The 16807-nt window shown below is 40.2% G+C and carries 16 protein-coding genes and 1 pseudogene; 4 read left to right on the forward strand and 13 right to left on the reverse strand.

Annotated features, from left to right (window positions below):
• Positions 1-23 precede the first annotated feature (23 nt).
• The 7 genes from FZC40_RS07680 to FZC40_RS07710 all read right to left on the reverse strand — a co-directional run bounded on the left by FZC40_RS07680 (position 24) and on the right by FZC40_RS07710 (position 10353).
• Complete coding sequence (locus FZC40_RS07680) at positions 24-2753, reverse strand: FtsX-like permease family protein (protein ID WP_148603321.1); 2730 nt, start codon at positions 2751-2753, stop codon at positions 24-26.
• Entirely contained in the window at positions 2754-3455 is a 702-nt protein-coding gene (locus FZC40_RS07685) for an ABC transporter ATP-binding protein (protein ID WP_148603322.1), read from the reverse strand.
• A 147-nt stretch (positions 3456-3602) separates the two neighbouring features.
• Positions 3603-4214, reverse strand: coding sequence for a TetR/AcrR family transcriptional regulator (locus FZC40_RS07690; RefSeq protein WP_148603323.1), 612 nt, complete (start codon positions 4212-4214; stop codon positions 3603-3605).
• 261 nt (positions 4215-4475) lie between these two features.
• On the reverse strand, positions 4476-4703 hold the full coding sequence (locus tag FZC40_RS07695) for a hypothetical protein (RefSeq protein WP_148603324.1): 228 nt from the start codon (positions 4701-4703) through the stop codon (positions 4476-4478).
• Between the two features lie 321 nt (positions 4704-5024).
• The gene (gene rsgA, locus FZC40_RS07700) at positions 5025-6119 is read right to left on the reverse strand and encodes a ribosome small subunit-dependent GTPase A (RefSeq protein WP_148603325.1); all 1095 of its coding nucleotides are present in this window, start codon (positions 6117-6119) and stop codon (positions 5025-5027) included.
• A gap of 336 nt (positions 6120-6455) precedes the next feature.
• A complete protein-coding gene (gene xdhB, locus FZC40_RS07705; RefSeq protein WP_148603326.1) occupies positions 6456-8795 on the reverse strand; it encodes a xanthine dehydrogenase molybdopterin binding subunit in 2340 nt (779 codons plus the stop codon).
• Positions 8785-10353 (reverse strand): xanthine dehydrogenase small subunit, encoded by a 1569-nt coding sequence (locus FZC40_RS07710; protein ID WP_186843677.1) that lies wholly within the window; start codon positions 10351-10353, stop codon positions 8785-8787. The genes xdhB and FZC40_RS07710 overlap by 11 nt, the downstream gene beginning before the upstream one ends.
• A 363-nt stretch (positions 10354-10716) precedes the next feature.
• On the opposite strand from FZC40_RS07710, the gene FZC40_RS07715 reads away from it, so the two are divergent.
• Complete coding sequence (locus FZC40_RS07715; protein ID WP_148603328.1) at positions 10717-11700, forward strand: Gfo/Idh/MocA family protein; 984 nt, start codon at positions 10717-10719, stop codon at positions 11698-11700.
• A 33-nt stretch (positions 11701-11733) separates the two neighbouring features.
• On the opposite strand, the gene FZC40_RS17090 is transcribed toward FZC40_RS07715, so the two are convergent.
• The 3 genes from FZC40_RS17090 to FZC40_RS07730 form a co-directional block, all read right to left on the reverse strand.
• Positions 11734-11871, reverse strand: coding sequence for a hypothetical protein (locus FZC40_RS17090; protein ID WP_186843678.1), 138 nt, complete (start codon positions 11869-11871; stop codon positions 11734-11736).
• Positions 11872-12131: 260 nt separating this feature from the next.
• A complete protein-coding gene (locus FZC40_RS07720; protein WP_148603329.1) occupies positions 12132-12497 on the reverse strand; it encodes a hypothetical protein in 366 nt (121 codons plus the stop codon).
• Between the two features lie 272 nt (positions 12498-12769).
• Positions 12770-13192 carry a hypothetical protein gene (locus tag FZC40_RS07730; protein WP_148603331.1) on the reverse strand — a complete coding sequence of 141 codons (423 nt, stop codon included), beginning with the start codon at positions 13190-13192 and terminating at the stop codon, positions 12770-12772.
• 416 nt (positions 13193-13608) lie between these two features.
• Here FZC40_RS07730 and FZC40_RS07735 point away from each other — a divergent pair.
• Both FZC40_RS07735 and FZC40_RS07740 read left to right on the forward strand, forming a co-directional pair.
• A pseudogene (locus FZC40_RS07735) lies at positions 13609-13746 on the forward strand (AraC family transcriptional regulator); the annotation flags it as partial.
• Between the two features lie 105 nt (positions 13747-13851).
• The gene (locus FZC40_RS07740; RefSeq protein ID WP_148603332.1) at positions 13852-14067 is read left to right on the forward strand and encodes a hypothetical protein; all 216 of its coding nucleotides are present in this window, start codon (positions 13852-13854) and stop codon (positions 14065-14067) included.
• A 174-nt stretch (positions 14068-14241) separates the two neighbouring features.
• Here FZC40_RS07740 and FZC40_RS07745 read toward each other — a convergent pair whose 3' ends face one another.
• From FZC40_RS07745 to FZC40_RS07755, 3 genes are read right to left on the reverse strand one after another with little or no spacing between them, the layout of a single operon-like run.
• Positions 14242-14772 carry a flavodoxin family protein gene (locus FZC40_RS07745; protein WP_148603333.1) on the reverse strand — a complete coding sequence of 177 codons (531 nt, stop codon included), beginning with the start codon at positions 14770-14772 and terminating at the stop codon, positions 14242-14244.
• A 35-nt stretch (positions 14773-14807) separates the two neighbouring features.
• The gene (locus FZC40_RS07750; RefSeq protein ID WP_148603334.1) at positions 14808-15647 is read right to left on the reverse strand and encodes a nitroreductase family protein; all 840 of its coding nucleotides are present in this window, start codon (positions 15645-15647) and stop codon (positions 14808-14810) included.
• 19 nt (positions 15648-15666) lie between these two features.
• A complete protein-coding gene (locus tag FZC40_RS07755) occupies positions 15667-15960 on the reverse strand; it encodes a putative quinol monooxygenase (protein WP_148603335.1) in 294 nt (97 codons plus the stop codon).
• A 515-nt stretch (positions 15961-16475) separates the two neighbouring features.
• Here FZC40_RS07755 and FZC40_RS07760 point away from each other — a divergent pair.
• Complete coding sequence (locus FZC40_RS07760) at positions 16476-16805, forward strand: PadR family transcriptional regulator (RefSeq protein ID WP_148603336.1); 330 nt, start codon at positions 16476-16478, stop codon at positions 16803-16805.
• The last annotated feature ends 2 nt before the right edge of the window (positions 16806-16807 follow it).

The following is a 16807-nucleotide window of genomic DNA, read 5'->3' on the forward strand; positions in this document are numbered from 1 at the left end:
GATTTCGTTTTATGACAGCACTTTCATTCTCTATTTTTAAGCACTTCCGCCGGTTTCATTTTCTGCAGTCTTCCCGTTAAAATCCAATTTATTCCCAGATAGCAAAGCATCACACCGGCATAGATCGCGATATACACTTGCCATGAAAAAGAAAAATCCATGCCGCATGCTACATTTGCGATTAAATAGGGATACATTAAATCCATTGCTTTTTTGGCAAGTGGGATGCAGAATGCCGCTGCTACCGCGACCATAATAAAATTGCCATCCAGATATAGTTTCTGTATTTCTTTTTGCCTGAATCCAAATATCTTCATCAGTGATATATTAAACGCTGAGCGATCCACCATGACCTTCATCATCAAATACATCACGACCACGAAGATAATCACTGAAACACTGATAAGACTTACAACCATTGGCCTCATCTGATTAATGAATACTTCTGAATTCCTGACGATATCATTTTTAGTTGTGGTTGCATATAGTTTTCCTGAATCAATATTTAAATCTTTGTCAGAAAAAACGACATTGTAATAACCCTCTTTTTGATTAAACAGTTCTCGCATATCATCTATATCCATAAAGACATATAATCCAACGGAATATGGTACGATGCGGTCAATTGTAAAAGCATAATCAATATTTTTTACGTCATCAGTGAGAACCAGCTTTTCTCCCACTGAAAGATGGTATTTTGTTGCCACCGATTGTGATATGGTAACATTATTCTTTCCTTTCGCCACATTAAAATCAAAGTATTTATTATCTTGATCCATTCCCAGAAGGGTAACGTTAAGATCATATCCGTACGCTTCCTTTTTTAAACTTTCGGCATAGCCGGCTTCTCCCCCTTCCGGCACTTCTTTTGTGGGATACTTGTAAGAATACATATATTCATAGGTCGTATCCGCCTTACTATTGCTGCTCATATTGTTGCAGAGCACATAGCAATCAACTCCCATCATCAAAATCAATAAAGCAATAAACATTCCAAAGACTACGGTAAAACTGGTTCTGATTTCACGAAGAAACTGCCTGATTTGGAAACGTCGTATAAATTTTATATTTCCCAAATTCACATTACTGATCTTATTCTGTTTCTGCTCATTACGAATCATTTTAAGTGCTGGTTGCGATAATTTTTTATTAATTACCAAGTAGTTCACAATGATTGCAACAAGTGATGGCATCACAATGCCGTATAGCAGCAAATAGACAGGGTATACTGTGTTAAGAACCGGCAGTGAATAATAACTTGCCGTGTCAACGGATTGAACACCAACGCCCATCGGGCTAAATCCAATGATCATTCCAATCATTCCGGCAAAAAAGGTAATCATGACAGGCAGTGTCAGATAATGTTTCATCAGCTGTTTACTGGTCGCTCCAAGTGCATATAAAGTTCCAATAATTGTGCTGTCCTTTTCTATTCCATGGATAACGAAAACGGATATTACATATGTAAATAAAACCATTATAATCACTCCGGCTACCATTCCGGCATATTTATTAATCATCACATCATTGACGGATGCTCCAATTCTGGGATTATTCCCTTTTTCCACAAACTGCGTCAAATTATCAATGTCTACCGTAAAATATTCATTCATTAATTTTTCTGTTTTGTTCTTTAATTCACTTACTCCATCTGCCAGCTCTTTTGAACTGTTTGCTGCATCTTCTTCCGCATTCGTGTATGTTTCTGTTCCTTCTTTAAAATCTTTCAGACTGTTCAGTTCTTTTAATGCTGCTTTCGTTTGAAGAGCGGTACTGGAATTACTACTCCCATCGATTATGTTATTCAGAATCGCTTGATAATTATCTTCGGTCAATTCTGTTCCCAATCCATAAGCCGAAAGCGTCTTTGAAGTTTCCTGCAAAGACTGTTTAAAAATCGCTGAAGCACCGTTTTTTAGCTCTTCATTGTTGCTTTCCAGTTCAATCAATCCCCTGCTGAGTTTATTCGTTCCATCTGACAGTTCGCTTATTGCCTGCTGAGTTTCTGTTTTTGATTTTTCCAGTTCATCCAACATTTCCAAAAAATACGTATCCGTCACTTTGCTTCTGTCAATTTTTAGCTTAGCCAAAAGGTCTTTAAGTTCATCCGCAGTCATTATCCCATTTAGACGATAACTATACACACATTCTTCTGATTTTGATGCGTTTCCATTTTCTTTCAATTGATCATATTGTGCCGCACTGACAAATCCAGTTCCAAAGCCGGCACTCTCCACCGATGAGTCGGTCATCTTTTTTAAGGCCGCATCATAATCCGGTGACGAACCTATTCCCGTCACCCTGAATAGCTTTCCGCCTATTTCAATTTCACTTCCTACCGAAAAATCATTTTTTTGAGCGTAGTGCTTTTCCAGAACAATTTCGTCCTTATCAACAGCCAGACTTCCTTCATCCAGTTCAATGCGATTTATTTGATCTCTGTTTTTATAGATTCGGACTGTTGATCCATTCGCCAACGCATAATCCAGATAGAATTCTTTTTCTAAAGAAATCCCTTTGTTCTGCAATTGTTCAATCGTATTTTCCTCCAAAGGAATAAAAACAGTAAATTGTCCGTCTTCGACCTGATTTCTGTCTGCCGCTTCATTAACGTTTACAACCACGGTGTCCGCCGCCCCGACCAGGCTTATGATTAAATACATTCCGACAGTAATAAGTAAAAACAAAGCAAAATAGCGAAAGAAATTTACCTTTAGATCTCGAAAAATTCGTTTATTTAACACCCTCTGCATTTATAAGTCCTCCAGATCTGCGGCCGAAACTAAAACTTCGTTGGCATAATCTCTGGTTATTTGCCCGTCTTTAATTTTTATGACGCGATGCACCATCTCCTTTATCGCTGCATTATGAGTAACAATCAGCATGGTGGTTCGATATTTTTTGTTAATCTCTTCAAGTAAAATTAAAATATCTTTTGATGTCTTAGAATCAAGTGCTCCCGTTGGTTCGTCACACAGAAGTAATTTCGGATTTTTAATCAGCGCTCTTGCAATCGCACATCGCTGTTGCTGTCCTCCTGAAAGTTGTGATGGGAATTTATGCTGATGTTCTGTCAGTCCTAACGTCTCAAGAAGATCGTCCATATCAAGGGGATCTGCTGTCAGATATTCACATACCTGAATATTTTCCTTAACAGTAAGGTTGGGCACCAAATTATAAAACTGAAAGATAAATCCAAGATTATTTCTTCGGTACTCTGAAAGTTCTTTCTGTTTTAGACCGAATATTTCTTTTCCAGCTACTTCTATCGAACCCGAATCTAATTCATCAAGTCCGCCGATGGCATTTAAAAAAGTCGATTTTCCCGAACCGCTTGGTCCATATATCACACACATCTGTCCCTTTTCCAGACCCGTTGTAATACCTTTCAATACCTCCATGTAGCTCCCGTTTTCGCCATAACTTTTTTTCATATCCTTAACTTCTAAATACATCTTTTCCTCTCATTCTTCAGCAACTTCACTTTTGTTATTGCTGAATTTTTACCGTTGACATAACATCGTTATGTCAACGGCATTTTTTTAGCTATATGACCGCTATTCTGTTTCATGTCATATAGCTTGTAAATTTTTCACGCCTGATCATTTATATATTCCAAACCATCCATTAATTAAAAACTTAACAATTGTATTGATGTGTTTTAATGCTTCTTCCTTTGAAATATCATGGGTAATCAGCTGGACAAAGGAAAGAATTTGAAGATGCGAAATCCAATGAATTGTATAATCATCAATTTTCTCAGTCTGACAACGCTCCGACATTTCATCAGCCAATACCCGGTAATGTGCTTCTGATATCTCTACAAATCGATCCGTACAATTTTCGTATCGCGAGCCCGCCGACTTTGTCAACAGCAGTGTAAATTCATCATGATGTTCAAACATATAGTTTAATGCCATTACCGCAGCTTCTGTGTCTTCTTTAGAATCATGATTCTTTGTTGCCGCTGTTTTTAATTCTTTAATTTCAACTTCATAATGGGTTTTCATGAACTCATATATTTTTTTTAAAGGCTCATCAACTAAAGAACCAAATAAGTCTTCCTTATCCTTAAAGAAAAAATAAAGCGCGCCTGTTGTTACATTGGCCTTCCTGCATATATTTCTAAGTGACGCTGCCGCATAGCCCTTTTCCATGAATTCTTCTTTTGCTGTTTGTTGAAGTTTTTCTCTGGTCTGTGTTTCCTGCTTCATTCAGAACCGCCTTTCATAAAATGCGCCTGCGTTAGATAACACCGTTATGCTATCATCCTGTCCCTCTTTTGTCAACGAAATTAATTTTTCTTTGTCCCATTTATGATAATATCCTATCGGCTATTCTTCTACCTTCATTTTCGCAAAAATATAAAAAACGAAAGCCATACCAGTATTTGGCATGCTTCCGTTTTTTACTTTAAGATAGTTTGACTTCAATCTATCATTTTTGAATTAATTACAAGAGTAAATGCACTTATATCATTTTGGATATTTTAGCTCAATCCATAACTTAGCGTATGTATCATTTAATGTCCCAATATATTTATTATGCTCGCAATTCTCAATGACTCCATTTCTGGAGCAAAATTGAATGACGCCAAACGCCATATTTCTTACTTGAGTTAAATTTTCAATATCAGCAGAGACACTCATCTGTAGATACAAATCAACTAAATAATTTTCAAGAATGGCTTTATTAATTTCCATCATCCTCATTCAAACAAGCAGTAGGTCGCTATCCTTATTTTATTTATATTAAAGCACTAATTGCAACCTGATGCAACTTATATTTAAATGAATAATTTCCCGGCAATAAATATTATGTAATCGACACTGCTATGATGGCAAGATCCCTCCCAGACTATGGCCGATTAGATAGAGTCTTTTATCTTTCGGACGTTTCTATACAATCTCCACCAACTCTTCGCACATTGACTGATAAATCCGGCAAGTAAAATGACATCCTGTTTGTTATAGGATTCAGTTGGCTTCATTCCGGTTCATCTTTTTTCTCCTTAGTTTTCAGGATTATTTATTGTGTTTTTTATTTCTCGCATGGTGCAAAGCCTGTTTCATTTCCGCTTTACTGCCAAACATCTTTTTTATTTTCGCAGCTTCCAGTTGTCGGGAATTAAGCCCTTCGTAATCCATTTCTTTTTGAAGTTTGCCATAGTTTTCAAACCGCTTTTGAGGCAAGATTCCAGCTTCAATGGCAGCTCGCACCGCACAACCCGGTTCGCTGGTGTGAGTACAGTCGCGAAAACGGCAATTTTCTGCCAGTTCTTCAATATCCTCAAAAGACTTAGACAGATTAGCGTGATCCAGATGGAGTTCCCGCATACCAGGGGTATCGATAACAACGCCGCCATTGGGTAACAGCAAAAGCTGTCGATGGGTGGTGGTATGTCGTCCGCGATCATCATTGCGAAGGTCTTTGGTCTGAAGTCGGTCTTCGCCTAGAAGATGGTTGATGATGGTGGATTTTCCCACCCCAGATGAGCCCAGAAAAACGATTGTTTTTCCTGGCGACAAATACGCTGCAATTTCGTCATAACCCCGCTTGTCTTGACTGGAACAAACGACGACATCAGTTCCCACCCGAACGGCGGAAATTTGATCCAGTCGTTCGACCAGATTATCACATAAATCTGCCTTGGTCAGTACAATTACCGGCATGGCCATGCTGTCCCAGGCAACGGAAAGATAACGCTCCAGTCGACGCAAATTAAAATCGGCATTTAAAGACATGCAAATAAACATCAGATCAAAATTTGATGCTACAATTTGAATCCCGTTGCCAGTTCCGGCCGCCTTTCGTTCAAACAAGCTTTTGCGGTTTAAAACATGGTGAATCACCGCATTGCCGGAGCTTTCCTCGATCCGGTCTATCATCACCCAGTCACCAACAACTGGAAAGGCGACATTGTCATTCGCGACAAACGCAAATTTCCCGGAAACCTCTGCCAGTAACTCGCCATTTTCGCCGATCACCTTATACAGTTCCCGATGCTGTTCGCTCACCCGGGCAATAAATAGATTGCTGTAGCCGTTCGCTTCCTCTTTAAATTGATCGGTCAATCCATAATTTTCCAAATCTATTTTATCCAAAACATGATTATTCATTTTTTTCCTCCAAATTTTGTATTGATCCTATTGGAGGGTCAAAGGATTATTGTATTTCTTTGCCCTCCGGCATCACTACACTATCCATTTTATTATTATTTTTCATAAATTCTCCTTCTTTTTTAAGTTATCAATCATTTAGGCGTGTCGATAAAAACATATCCTCATACCGACAACACCCTATTTATCATTGTAAATGATTCTTTTTAAATAAGTCAAGAAAAGAAATGCATTATGCGCAAGAATTCTTGTGCTAACAGTTTTTTTTGCTGGAAACTGCCGATAATATGGTTGATCTTGGACAAAATCATTATCACCAAGCGTCAGGACTGGAAATCACTCCTTGCTATCACCTGATTTTTTGCATCGCTTAATTTCGCGCCAAACTTTTTCCGGGGTTGCCGGAATACTTAATTCCTGCGGATATCTCCCCAGCGAGCACAAGGCATCAACGATTGCCAAAAATACTGCTTCGCCATAAACAAAAGGTGGTTCACCAATTGCTTTCGAGCGTTTAATTCCCACTTCATTAAAACTGCCCGCCAACAGCTCGATGTGCAGTTCCTCCGGGATATCGCCGATGGTTGGGATTTTATAGGTCGCCGGGGAGCTACTAAGCAGTTTTCCGCTTGCATTATAGACCAGTTCTTCGGTAGTAACCCAGCCGATCCCCTGGGCAAAAGCGCCTTCAATCTGCCCCACATCAACCATCGGATTAATACTGCTGCCGCAATCATGAATAATATGTGAACTATCTAAAGTTATCTGTCCGGTTAATAAATCCACTGTCACCTCACTGACTGCCGCCCCGAAGGCGTAATACAGGAACGGATTTCCTTGACCTGTATCGCGATCGAAATAAATTCCCGGCGAGGCGTAAAATCCATGGGCCGATAAATCAACACGTTCAAAATAAGCCGTTCTCACCAAGTCTTTAAAGGTAGTCAGGGGGAATTCATAATCAGTTTTTCCCGCTGTTACCAGGTAGATAAAGCCATTTTCAAATACCACATCGGGTTTTGCAAATAATTTAAACACCAACGCTCTTAGTCGCTTCATAATCGCTAATGACGCATTCTCTACCGCCTGGCCGTTTAGATCACAGCTCGACGATGCTGCGGTGGGTGAGGTATTCGCAACTCGTTTGGTATTATTGCTTTCAATTCGGATCTTCGTTAATGGTACTCCAAAATTGGTGGCGGCAATCTGGGCAATTTTGGTATTAACCTCCTGCCCCATCTCAACCGCTCCATGGGTTATCGAAATAGATCCGTCCAGATAAACGTGGATAAGCGCACTGCCCTGATTCAAATGCTCGGCGGTAAAGGAAATTCCAAATTTAACCGGGGTCATCCCCAGGCCTTTTTTACAATATTTATTGGTGTCGTTAAAGGCGGCAATCCGCTTCTTGCGCTCATCCCATTGGCTGTCTTTTCTTAATTTATCAAAAACCTTCCCCACATGCTCGGCATCCAATATTGCTTCCCCATAAGGTGCCTGATCGCCTTTTCGATAGCTGTTTTTCATTTTAATATCATAGGGGTCGAGACCTAATGTAAAGGCCATTTTCTGGATGACACTTTCAATCACAAAAATTCCCTGAGGACCGCCAAACCCCCTAAATGCTGTGGCTGGATGCAAATTAGTTTTGCAGGGTCTGCCGATAATGCGGATATTTTCGATCTGATAACAGTTCTCGGCATGAAGCATCGCCCGCTCCAACACTGAGGTACTGACATCGGCAACCGCCCCGCAGTTGGAATTGAGTTCCACCGAATAGGCGAGGATCTTACCCGCTTCGTCAAACGCCACCCGGTAATAACTTTCAAAGGCATGTCGTTTACCGGTGCATAGCATATCCTCATCTCTAGTCAAACAAAGCTCGGTTGGTCGTCCGGTGTGAAAAACTGCCAGCGCCGCTAAACAGGCCCAAACCGTTGCCTGGGATTCCTTGCCGCCAAAACCGCCGCCCAGCCTTTTAATATCGACCGTAATCTGGTGCTGGCCGACGCCCAGTACATTGGCAACCATCCGCTGAATTTCATTAGGATTCTGCGATGACGAATAGATTGTCATCCCGCCGTTATCTTCAGGTACTGCCAAGACACATTGAGTCTCCAGATAAAAATGCTCCTGTCCCTCATTTCGGATTACGCCTTCCAGATAATTGGAACAGTCGGCAAAAACATTTTCCACATCGCCCCGCTCAATTTTTCGAACCGGTCCGACAAACTGATTTTTTGCCAAAGCGTCTTTTATTGTTAGTTCTGGGATCTCTTCTTCCAGTTGTAATTCGATTTGACACAGTGCCGCTTCTGCTTGTTCGATGCTTTCTGCCACCACAATCGCTAGTGGTTCACCGATGAACTGCACATGGTCTTGTGCCAGACAAACTTCATCCTGAATAATCCCGCCAATCTGGTTCTCTCCGGGAATATCCGTGGCCGTCAAAACGGCCACAACACCGGGCAAGGTTTTCGCCTTCTCGGTGTTAATTGCAATGATTTTTCCCCTGGCCAGAGGACTTGGTAGGATTTTTACATATAAAAGGTTCCGGGGCTTGGGTAAATCATCAATAAATTGAGAACGCCCGGTGACATGATCACGTCCGCTTAAATGCCAAGGCGACGTACCCACCTGACCCCACGGGGAACTGCTTTTTTCTTTATTTTTCATAAAGCGTTGCCTCCTGACTCTTTTGATAGGCCAGATAATGTTTCATTAGTAGATTTTGCATCATTGCCTGGCGATATTCGGCACTGCTTCTGACATCTCCAATCGGAGTTGCTTCGGTGCTGATAACCTCAAACGCCCCTAAAAAAGTTACTTCTTTCATTTCTTTGCCTTCCAGATGACGAGAAGTCTTCGGCATGTAAAGGGTCGTTTCCCCAACGCCGCCACAGGCGATATGGGCTTTTATAATAATCCCCTTTTCCACCTTTAGGGCAATTGCTGAATTGACGGCAGAAATGTCCACTTCTTTTCTTTTGCTTACTTTTTCAAAATTAATAAAGTCACCGTCACCTAAAGGAATGGTGATGAAACTAATCCACTCTGTCTCTTTATTTTCAGTCTTTTTATAGCCATGGAAAAAGTCTCTAAGGGCAACGTTTCGCTCACCCTCCAGCCCTTTTAAGGTAATCCGGGCCTCCACAACCATCAGTAGTGGCACGGTATCAGCAACCGGTGAAGCATTAACAATATTTCCAGCCACCGTCGCTGAAGAACGCACTTGCTCGGAACACATCTTTTGTACCACCGCAGCAAATTCCGGAAATACACTTGTCGTCTCATCGATGATGCGCGAAAGTGACACGCCGCCGCCAATAATGAGTATTTTTGCTTCTTGCTCATTATTCGCAAAGGTGCTTATCTTAGTACGGTTATTATTGCGATCTCGATTTTCGTGATTTTTGGTTTCAAGAGTATTATTTTCTGCGATATCCTTACCATTATAATAACAAATCATCTGCAGGGTAGCGATTCTGCTTAAATCCAGCAATAATCGATAGTGCTGATTCCTTTTTTTGATCCCCACCACCACATCACTGCCACCGTTAAGATAACAAAAGTTTTTTTCTTTTATCAATTCTTGATGACTGTCTAAAAACGCTTCCAGGTGCTCCTCCGAAACTGGCGAATAATAAGCATTGTTGCCGTCATCGATAAAGATATCCTCAGAATCAAAAGAAAGCTGCTTTGCTTCTGTTTCCGCTAAATAGCCGAGTCTGATATTTTCGGCAGCGATTGAAAGTTCCGCCAGATAGTCCGGCACTTTGCGAATCGAAGCATAACCGGTGCAGCGGCAAAGATTTCCTTCTAAATAACGCTGAAATTCCGCCTTGGTCGGATTGCTTTTTTCCAGATAAAGCGCCAGAATGGAAAGACTGACTCCCGGGGTACAAAAGCCGCATTGGGTTGCGTGGGCATTGAGGATCGCCTCTTGAATTGGATGAAGTTTATCATTTTCGGCCATCCCCTCGATTGTTATTAAGTGTCTTCCTTCTAGTTTAGCGGCTAGATATAAACACCCGGCGACAGCTTTATAATGAATTTTGCCGGCTCTAACCTCGCCGATTACTACCGTACAGGCACCGCAGTCGCCTTCCCCACAACCTTCCTTGATGCCGTTTAGCTCAAAATTATTACGAAGTAATTCAAGTACCGTAGTTTCGGCTTTTATCTCGATTTCTTTTAGCTTTCCATTTAGAAAGAAGTGAATTATCTTCTTCATATTTGCACCCAATCCTTTCGTTCCGTTCAAGACCCCAAATGGCCTGAAACACCTGCTCGTTCCGCTTTCATCGCCTGACATTTTTATCAGTATATCACATTTTCAAATCATGACAATAAAAACCTCTCATTGTCATTCGCTTCGACATTCTAAAAATGCTCGACAGTTGCACAGCTGTTCAACTATACTATAATTACAATTGAACCGCTACGCAACTGTTTACAAATCTATATTAAAAAAAGGTTAAAATTTTAGTTTTTATTCAATATCTTAGATTGAAAATAAAACCTCAGACCACGATCTCTTCGCATTTATAAAATGGTACTAATTCGAATTTTTTATTGACGAAAGGAATTGAAAAAGATGAACGATCAAAAAGGATATAATTGGGCGGTCTTAGGATGTGGCGTAATCGCCAATCAATTAGCCGAAGCAATGAAAAAACATGGTCGAAATTTGTATGCCGTAGGTAATAGAACCTATGAAAAAGCATTGCACTTTGCAAAGAAATATGATGTGAAAATAGCTTATGACAACTACCAAGAGATATTTAGCGATGACAACGTTGATATTATTTACATCACGACACCGCATAATACTCATATTCAATTTTTAAAAGAAGCCTTATCCAGCGGAAAACATGTTCTTTGTGAAAAATCAATTACCTTAAACAGCCAGGAATTAGACGAAGCCATCACCTTGGCAAATGATAAGCATCTGATCCTTGCCGAAGCGATGACCTTATATCATATGCCTTTGTATAAAAAACTCGATGATCTTATCAAAAGAGGACGTATCGGTGATGTTAATCTCATTACCATGAATTTTGGCAGTTATAAAGATTACAATATGAATAATCGCTTTTTCAACCGTCATTTAGCCGGCGGTGCAATGCTGGATATCGGAATCTATGCACTTTCCTTTGCCCGCTGGTTCTTAAAATCCAAGCCGGAACAAATCGTCAGTCAAGTGAAGTATGCTCCGACAAAAGTAGATGAACAAGCCACTGTTTTGTTGATGAACAACCAGGAACAAATGGTGACGATCGCACTTTCATTGCATTCCAAACAGCCCAAGCGTGGGATGATCTCCTGTGATAAAGGCTATATTGAAGTAATGGAATACCCCCGAGCCATGGAGGCTATTGTGACCTATAATGACCGCGCTGAGAAAGAAATTATTCAGCTGGGAAATCTCTCGGATGCCCTGTGGTATGAAGTTGAAGATATGGAGAATGCCGTTTCTGGGAAGGAAAATCAGATGCATCTGGATTATACCAAAGACGTGATGGATTTGATGACTGAGATAAGAAAAGCATGGGGCATGCGATATCCTGAGGAAGAATAATTCAATTTGGCGCAATATTTATAGCTCACTATTTTAATTTGCGCCATTTTTTTTTAATACTTCAACGGTCATGATCGCCGCTTCACTGGGGTCTGTTCCAAACATCTGCGGTTTATTACTGAACGTATCTTCCCAATGGGCATGCTGTTTGTTTAAATTTTCTTTTTTCATATCAATTTCCTTTCCAGTTAATTAGGACTTGGAGACGTCTTGTTTGTAATGTTCATTGCCTCACTTAATACTTGCTCCACCATCATCTTACCCAATCCCAGCACCTGACTGAATTAACGGATACTGCCCCCGGTTAATGGAAGCTCGCAAGAGATTCCATATCCAATTTCAACTTATCGAGCCGTTAAATAAATTTAATAAGAGTATCTAGCCAGAAATCAGTTTGGGCGAATAAGAACGCTCAAGATTGAGTAAGATGATTAATTTGCTAAATCACCAAGAGTGATACCAATAATCTGATCATAAAATACTGCCAATTCCTTGAATTTAGCTTCTAGACCATTATTTGTAATTATTACATCTTTTAAAACGATCACGCCATCATTCCCATCCAAAGGTTTGTTTTCAATTTTGTTAATTTCTCGATAATGATTGATGAATCCATCCACCATACTACATAGTGGCGAATTTGCAAGGTCTTTTTTGATTCCTTTTAAGTCATCGAGACTGCCGGTAATTATACCAATCGAGGTGATTAAAACAATCGCGTTTGATTTTAAAGTTTCAGTTTTTGTTGATACTGCAATACTACATACAATATGCTTTTTTAAACTTTGTAATGCCATAAAATATTCTCCTAAAATTCATTTCAGTATTATTATAGTAATGATTTTAGTATATGGGGATGACCAAAAAGAAACAAGGGTAAATATAATTTGGCTTTTTTAACGTTTCCTTAAGCATCCCTGCATAGGTTTCAATACTTTGCGGATTTTCTCTAACATAGTCCATGATCGCATCCAAATCTTTAGCATCGTCAATTAGCGTTCGATGCCGATTTGAAGGAGATCTATTCTGTAATCCTCCCATCCATCAAAAACGCTCTCATCAGATAGTTTTAATCACTTCTCATCGTAAAATCAAATTTCTTCGTTGTAAAAACAGTGTCCTCATCTGATACAAAATAAAGGTTTGTATTTGATCCCAACTCATACCATCGGTTATATTTTTCACCTATTTTTATCAATTCAAAAACAATTCCATTTGACCGCTTTGCCGCATCAATCCCATCAGCATAACCATTAACAATCATATATAAAGAATTCTCACCTTGATATTGCATGGTTATCATATCCGGGTTTCCATGTTTTGTATAATCTTTAACGTCTATATTTTCATATATTATTAATTCCTGTTTTTCACTATCATTCGTCATTAATTTCCCATTATAAAAAATATTTGTGTCATGAAAAATGTCATGCTTTTTTAATAATTCGGCTATTTCTTTTACCATCATTTCATTCGTCTCATAATTTGTCATCATTTATCTCCTTTTGCATCGTTTAATATTGCAACTCGTGATTATAATCTCCCTTTTCGTCCTTTTATCATATATATCGGTAATTTACCATCAATCACTTCATTTGTCCATAAAATTGTCATTTTTCCTTTTAGTATACAATCGGTTGATACTGGAATAAAAATAGTACCAATCGAAAGCTCCAATTTTTTACATTTCCCTCTTCACCCCTTATACTCAAGATATGTCCATTTATAGGTATTTAAAAATGTTATCCAGATGTAATAATACATTGATGATCGAGAGGTAAAAACCATGGTTCGAATTTGGGGAAAACTTATGAAAAGCAATAAATTTCGAGAAGAAAAAGTTGTCGAATTTGATAACAAATCCTTGAATATGAATGATAACATCGAGGCTGCTTTAGCGACCATCTGCAGGGAACCTATGGTGTAACTCCAAGCGAATACCGAAAAAAGCTTAAGCCTGTCGTTCTTCGTACAAAAATAAATCCTTTCGATCGCTACTTTTTTAGATTTGGAGAGATTGGTATGATGAAATCTACAGATGATGTTGTAACGAATCTGATTGAGAGCAAGGAACTCTTATCGATGGAAACCGCGTACTACGCCGATTTGATCCTGTGAAAGTATTTCTACACCCCTTTTATCAACTATAACATGCGTTATAAAGGCAAACTTCAAGGTCATTTTTTTGTCGTTGGCATGCTCAAGAAAATCACCCCGGGAGATATCCAACTAACCAATCTGGACGGACCTTATATCCTTGACGCGATCCGCTCTGATCCAAAATTCCAGACGACACGAGGCCATTATTATGAGCACTTCATCATCGATATCCTCGAAGGAAAATCTTTCCGGGCAGGAATATCTTAAAAGTCAGGTTGAAGCGCTCTATCTTGATATCAACGGCTTTTTCACCATTGCCAAAATCAAACCGCAACTTCACAATGAGCTGCATAATAAGCAGATTGCACACCAATTAGAAAACTTTAATGGCTGCAAACCGATGGGTGTTAGCATCGTGATGACCGCATATATGCTCATCAGCTATCCTAAATTTTCGGCAAAATCACGTACTTTTTTAAGCTCGGGCGCGTTATGCATACTGCCTTTTTCTGCCATCCCTGGAATTTTGATAATGCCCTTATTTTCCCATTTAAAATATGAACTAATGGCATTTAACTGGGCTTCAGCAGCATTGTATACCTTATCCGCGCCTGAATTTAACAGCATTGCAATCGAACCGATGCGAAAACCTTTTTTGGCGAAAGCATACATCCGGTCAATAAAGCATTTTGTCTGTGCGGAAACATCAAACCAATAGATCGGCGAAGCCAATACCAGCAGATCCGTCTGTTCAAGATCTTTTAAGATGCTGTTCATATCGTCTTTCTGCACACAGACCCCATTATGTGTAAAACAATATTGACAGGCCTGACAAGGTTTAACCACCAGTTCGCTTAACTTCCTTAGTGTCACCTGATGACCGGCATTTATTGCCTCTTTTGTAAATACATCTGCCATAATCTCAGTATTTCCGCCTTTTCGCGGGCTACCCGTAACAACTAAAATATTCATATTCATTCACCAATTGCCTTTCTGAGCATTATGCTTTAGCCCATAACCCACGAAAATAGATAATTTACCGGATCTGTCGCTTGAATTCCGGGATCTTCCAATTTTTCAAATTTTCCCGGCAAATCGCTTTCCATTGCTGCCAAATGAAAATGGCAGGCGCCGATGCCAACATCCGTCCGCTGAATGTCAATCCCAAGCTTGCTCTCTTTTGTGGGACGGACTTCATAAAAATGATAGGCATTCTGATCCTGAACAATCCGCCATGGCTGTTTATTCACCGCAGACGGAGCCCGACGTAGCATCTCCAACGGAAAAGCATAGTCTCCCGCCGCAGTCGGCGTCAGGGGATGAGCAAAATCATCGGCATAAAAGATCTCATTCCATTCGCGACGGTGATCGGATTTTGCCGCCCACCGTGCCACCGATTCCAGCACCCTCTTCTTGCCGGCGGGATAACCGATCGGGGAAATAACCGGAAAAAGGTCGCCTGTCTTCAGCTTCATCGCCGCAGAAAATCCGCTGCGGTCAAAGGTTCCTCCCAGCCAGCAGGTTCCCAACCCCAGCGAGGTGCAATATAAAACCAACTGTTCAAAGGAATAACCCAGCGCCTCAAGCCCTAGTTCACCCGGGGCCACGGACACACCGACATAATTGGTGGCGCCTTTGATGACGCCATAGGTTCCCAACTTTTCGCCGTCAGCCGACGCCGTGTTTTCCAATAAGTGAAAGTTAACATCTATGGCAAACGGATTAGATAAACCAGCGATATAAGTGCTGATTTTATCTTGATCCGCTGCCGTCAGCGGGCGATTCTGATAGGTTCGCACACTCTGTCGGGCTTTCACTGTTTCTTCAATCGAAAAATCCATCTTCATCTGTATATCCCTTCTCTTCTCAGGCCAATGTTTTGTAAAGATTAATTTCACCAGGTTTTTCCATATAACTTGCAAATGACGCCATCGCGTCTTTAAAATGCTGCGCCGACAGATGTTTGTTCAGCGATTCCTGATCATCCCATTCTTCCAGTATTGTAAGCAGTTGCGGATTTTTCACATCCTGCAGCAATTCATATCGGATGCAACCAGCATCATATTTTCTGGTATCCTGTACAAGCTTTTTTGCCAGCACAATAAATTCATCTGTTTTATCCGCTTTAACGTTATTTTGAGCGACTACTTTAATCATCATAAATTCTTCCTTTCACTTACAATTTAGTATAATGAACACCGCTTGCTATCGTATTTTTTGTTAATCTGCTTTGCTCTCTAGTTTGTCCAAAAGTTTACCGCTTAATTCAAGGAAACGGACAGTTTCTGCTTCAGTTAACATGTTTCGATAATGGTCATGAAGCTGAGTCCATGACGCTATGATTTGATCTTGTTGTGCCAGTCCCTCCGCGGTTGTACATACAATTATACGTTATCATGTCTTTGTTTCCTTGTCAATTCTAGTATAAACTACTTTTTTATTGTATAAGCCCAAATATCATCAACCTATTGACAACTAGATTCTAAAAAAATACCATCAAGATATTATTCAATCAAAAGATGGTGGAGATGGGGGTGTCCGGAACCAGTGAAAAAGCCATCATAGAAGGTCGAAACGTCATTATCATTTTATATTATAAATATAGTGTTAAAGTCACCATACTACCTTGACAGACATAGTAATGTGCCGTATAATGCAAATATGGAGGTGATCATATGAGCAATAACAAAATCACATCCGACCTGCTGCGCGGCCATACCGATACGATGATCTTACGGCTTTTATCCGAAGCTGACCGCTATGGCTACGAGATTGTCAAACTGATAGCCGAGCGCTCAAGTGGTGAGTATGAATTAAAAGAAGCCACAATGTACTCCAGCGTTCGGCGGCTCGAGGCGGATGGTGACATCGAATGGTATTGGGGCGATGAATCCCAGGGCGGACGGCGTAAGTATTTTAGGATTACCAAAAAAGGTAAGGCTACTTACACCCAGAACAAAAGCAATTGGGAGTACGCAAAGCGTGTGCTTGCTAATTTATTGTAAAG

The organism is Acetobacterium tundrae, assembly GCF_008086615.1.
GTDB lineage: Bacteria > Bacillota > Clostridia > Eubacteriales > Eubacteriaceae > Acetobacterium > Acetobacterium tundrae.

Bases quoted from the DNA above. Each gene is read 5' to 3' on its own strand.
- FZC40_RS07695 (WP_148603324.1), bottom strand. From the start codon at position 4,703: ATGGAAATTAATAAAGCCATTCTTGAAAATTATTTAGTTGATTTGTAT.
- rsgA (WP_148603325.1), bottom strand. From the start codon at position 6,119: ATGAATAATCATGTTTTGGATAAAATAGATTTGGAAAATTATGGATTG.
- FZC40_RS07720 (WP_148603329.1), bottom strand. From the start codon at position 12,497: ATGGCATTACAAAGTTTAAAAAAGCATATTGTATGTAGTATTGCAGTA.
- FZC40_RS07750 (WP_148603334.1), bottom strand. From the start codon at position 15,647: ATGAAGATGGATTTTTCGATTGAAGAAACAGTGAAAGCCCGACAGAGT.
- FZC40_RS07690 (WP_148603323.1), bottom strand. From the start codon at position 4,214: ATGAAGCAGGAAACACAGACCAGAGAAAAACTTCAACAAACAGCAAAA.
- FZC40_RS07710 (WP_186843677.1), bottom strand. From the start codon at position 10,353: ATGAAGAAGATAATTCACTTCTTTCTAAATGGAAAGCTAAAAGAAATC.
- FZC40_RS07680 (WP_148603321.1), bottom strand. From the start codon at position 2,753: ATGCAGAGGGTGTTAAATAAACGAATTTTTCGAGATCTAAAGGTAAAT.
- FZC40_RS07730 (WP_148603331.1), bottom strand. From the start codon at position 13,192: ATGACAAATTATGAGACGAATGAAATGATGGTAAAAGAAATAGCCGAA.
- FZC40_RS07755 (WP_148603335.1), bottom strand. From the start codon at position 15,960: ATGATGATTAAAGTAGTCGCTCAAAATAACGTTAAAGCGGATAAAACA.
- FZC40_RS17090 (WP_186843678.1), bottom strand. From the start codon at position 11,871: ATGAAAAAAGAAAATTTAAACAAACAGCATGCCCATTGGGAAGATACG.
- FZC40_RS07685 (WP_148603322.1), bottom strand. From the start codon at position 3,455: ATGTATTTAGAAGTTAAGGATATGAAAAAAAGTTATGGCGAAAACGGG.
- FZC40_RS07745 (WP_148603333.1), bottom strand. From the start codon at position 14,772: ATGAATATTTTAGTTGTTACGGGTAGCCCGCGAAAAGGCGGAAATACT.
- FZC40_RS07740 (WP_148603332.1), top strand. From the start codon at position 13,852: ATGCGTTATAAAGGCAAACTTCAAGGTCATTTTTTTGTCGTTGGCATG.
- FZC40_RS07760 (WP_148603336.1), top strand. From the start codon at position 16,476: ATGAGCAATAACAAAATCACATCCGACCTGCTGCGCGGCCATACCGAT.
- xdhB (WP_148603326.1), bottom strand. From the start codon at position 8,795: ATGAAAAATAAAGAAAAAAGCAGTTCCCCGTGGGGTCAGGTGGGTACG.
- FZC40_RS07715 (WP_148603328.1), top strand. From the start codon at position 10,717: ATGAACGATCAAAAAGGATATAATTGGGCGGTCTTAGGATGTGGCGTA.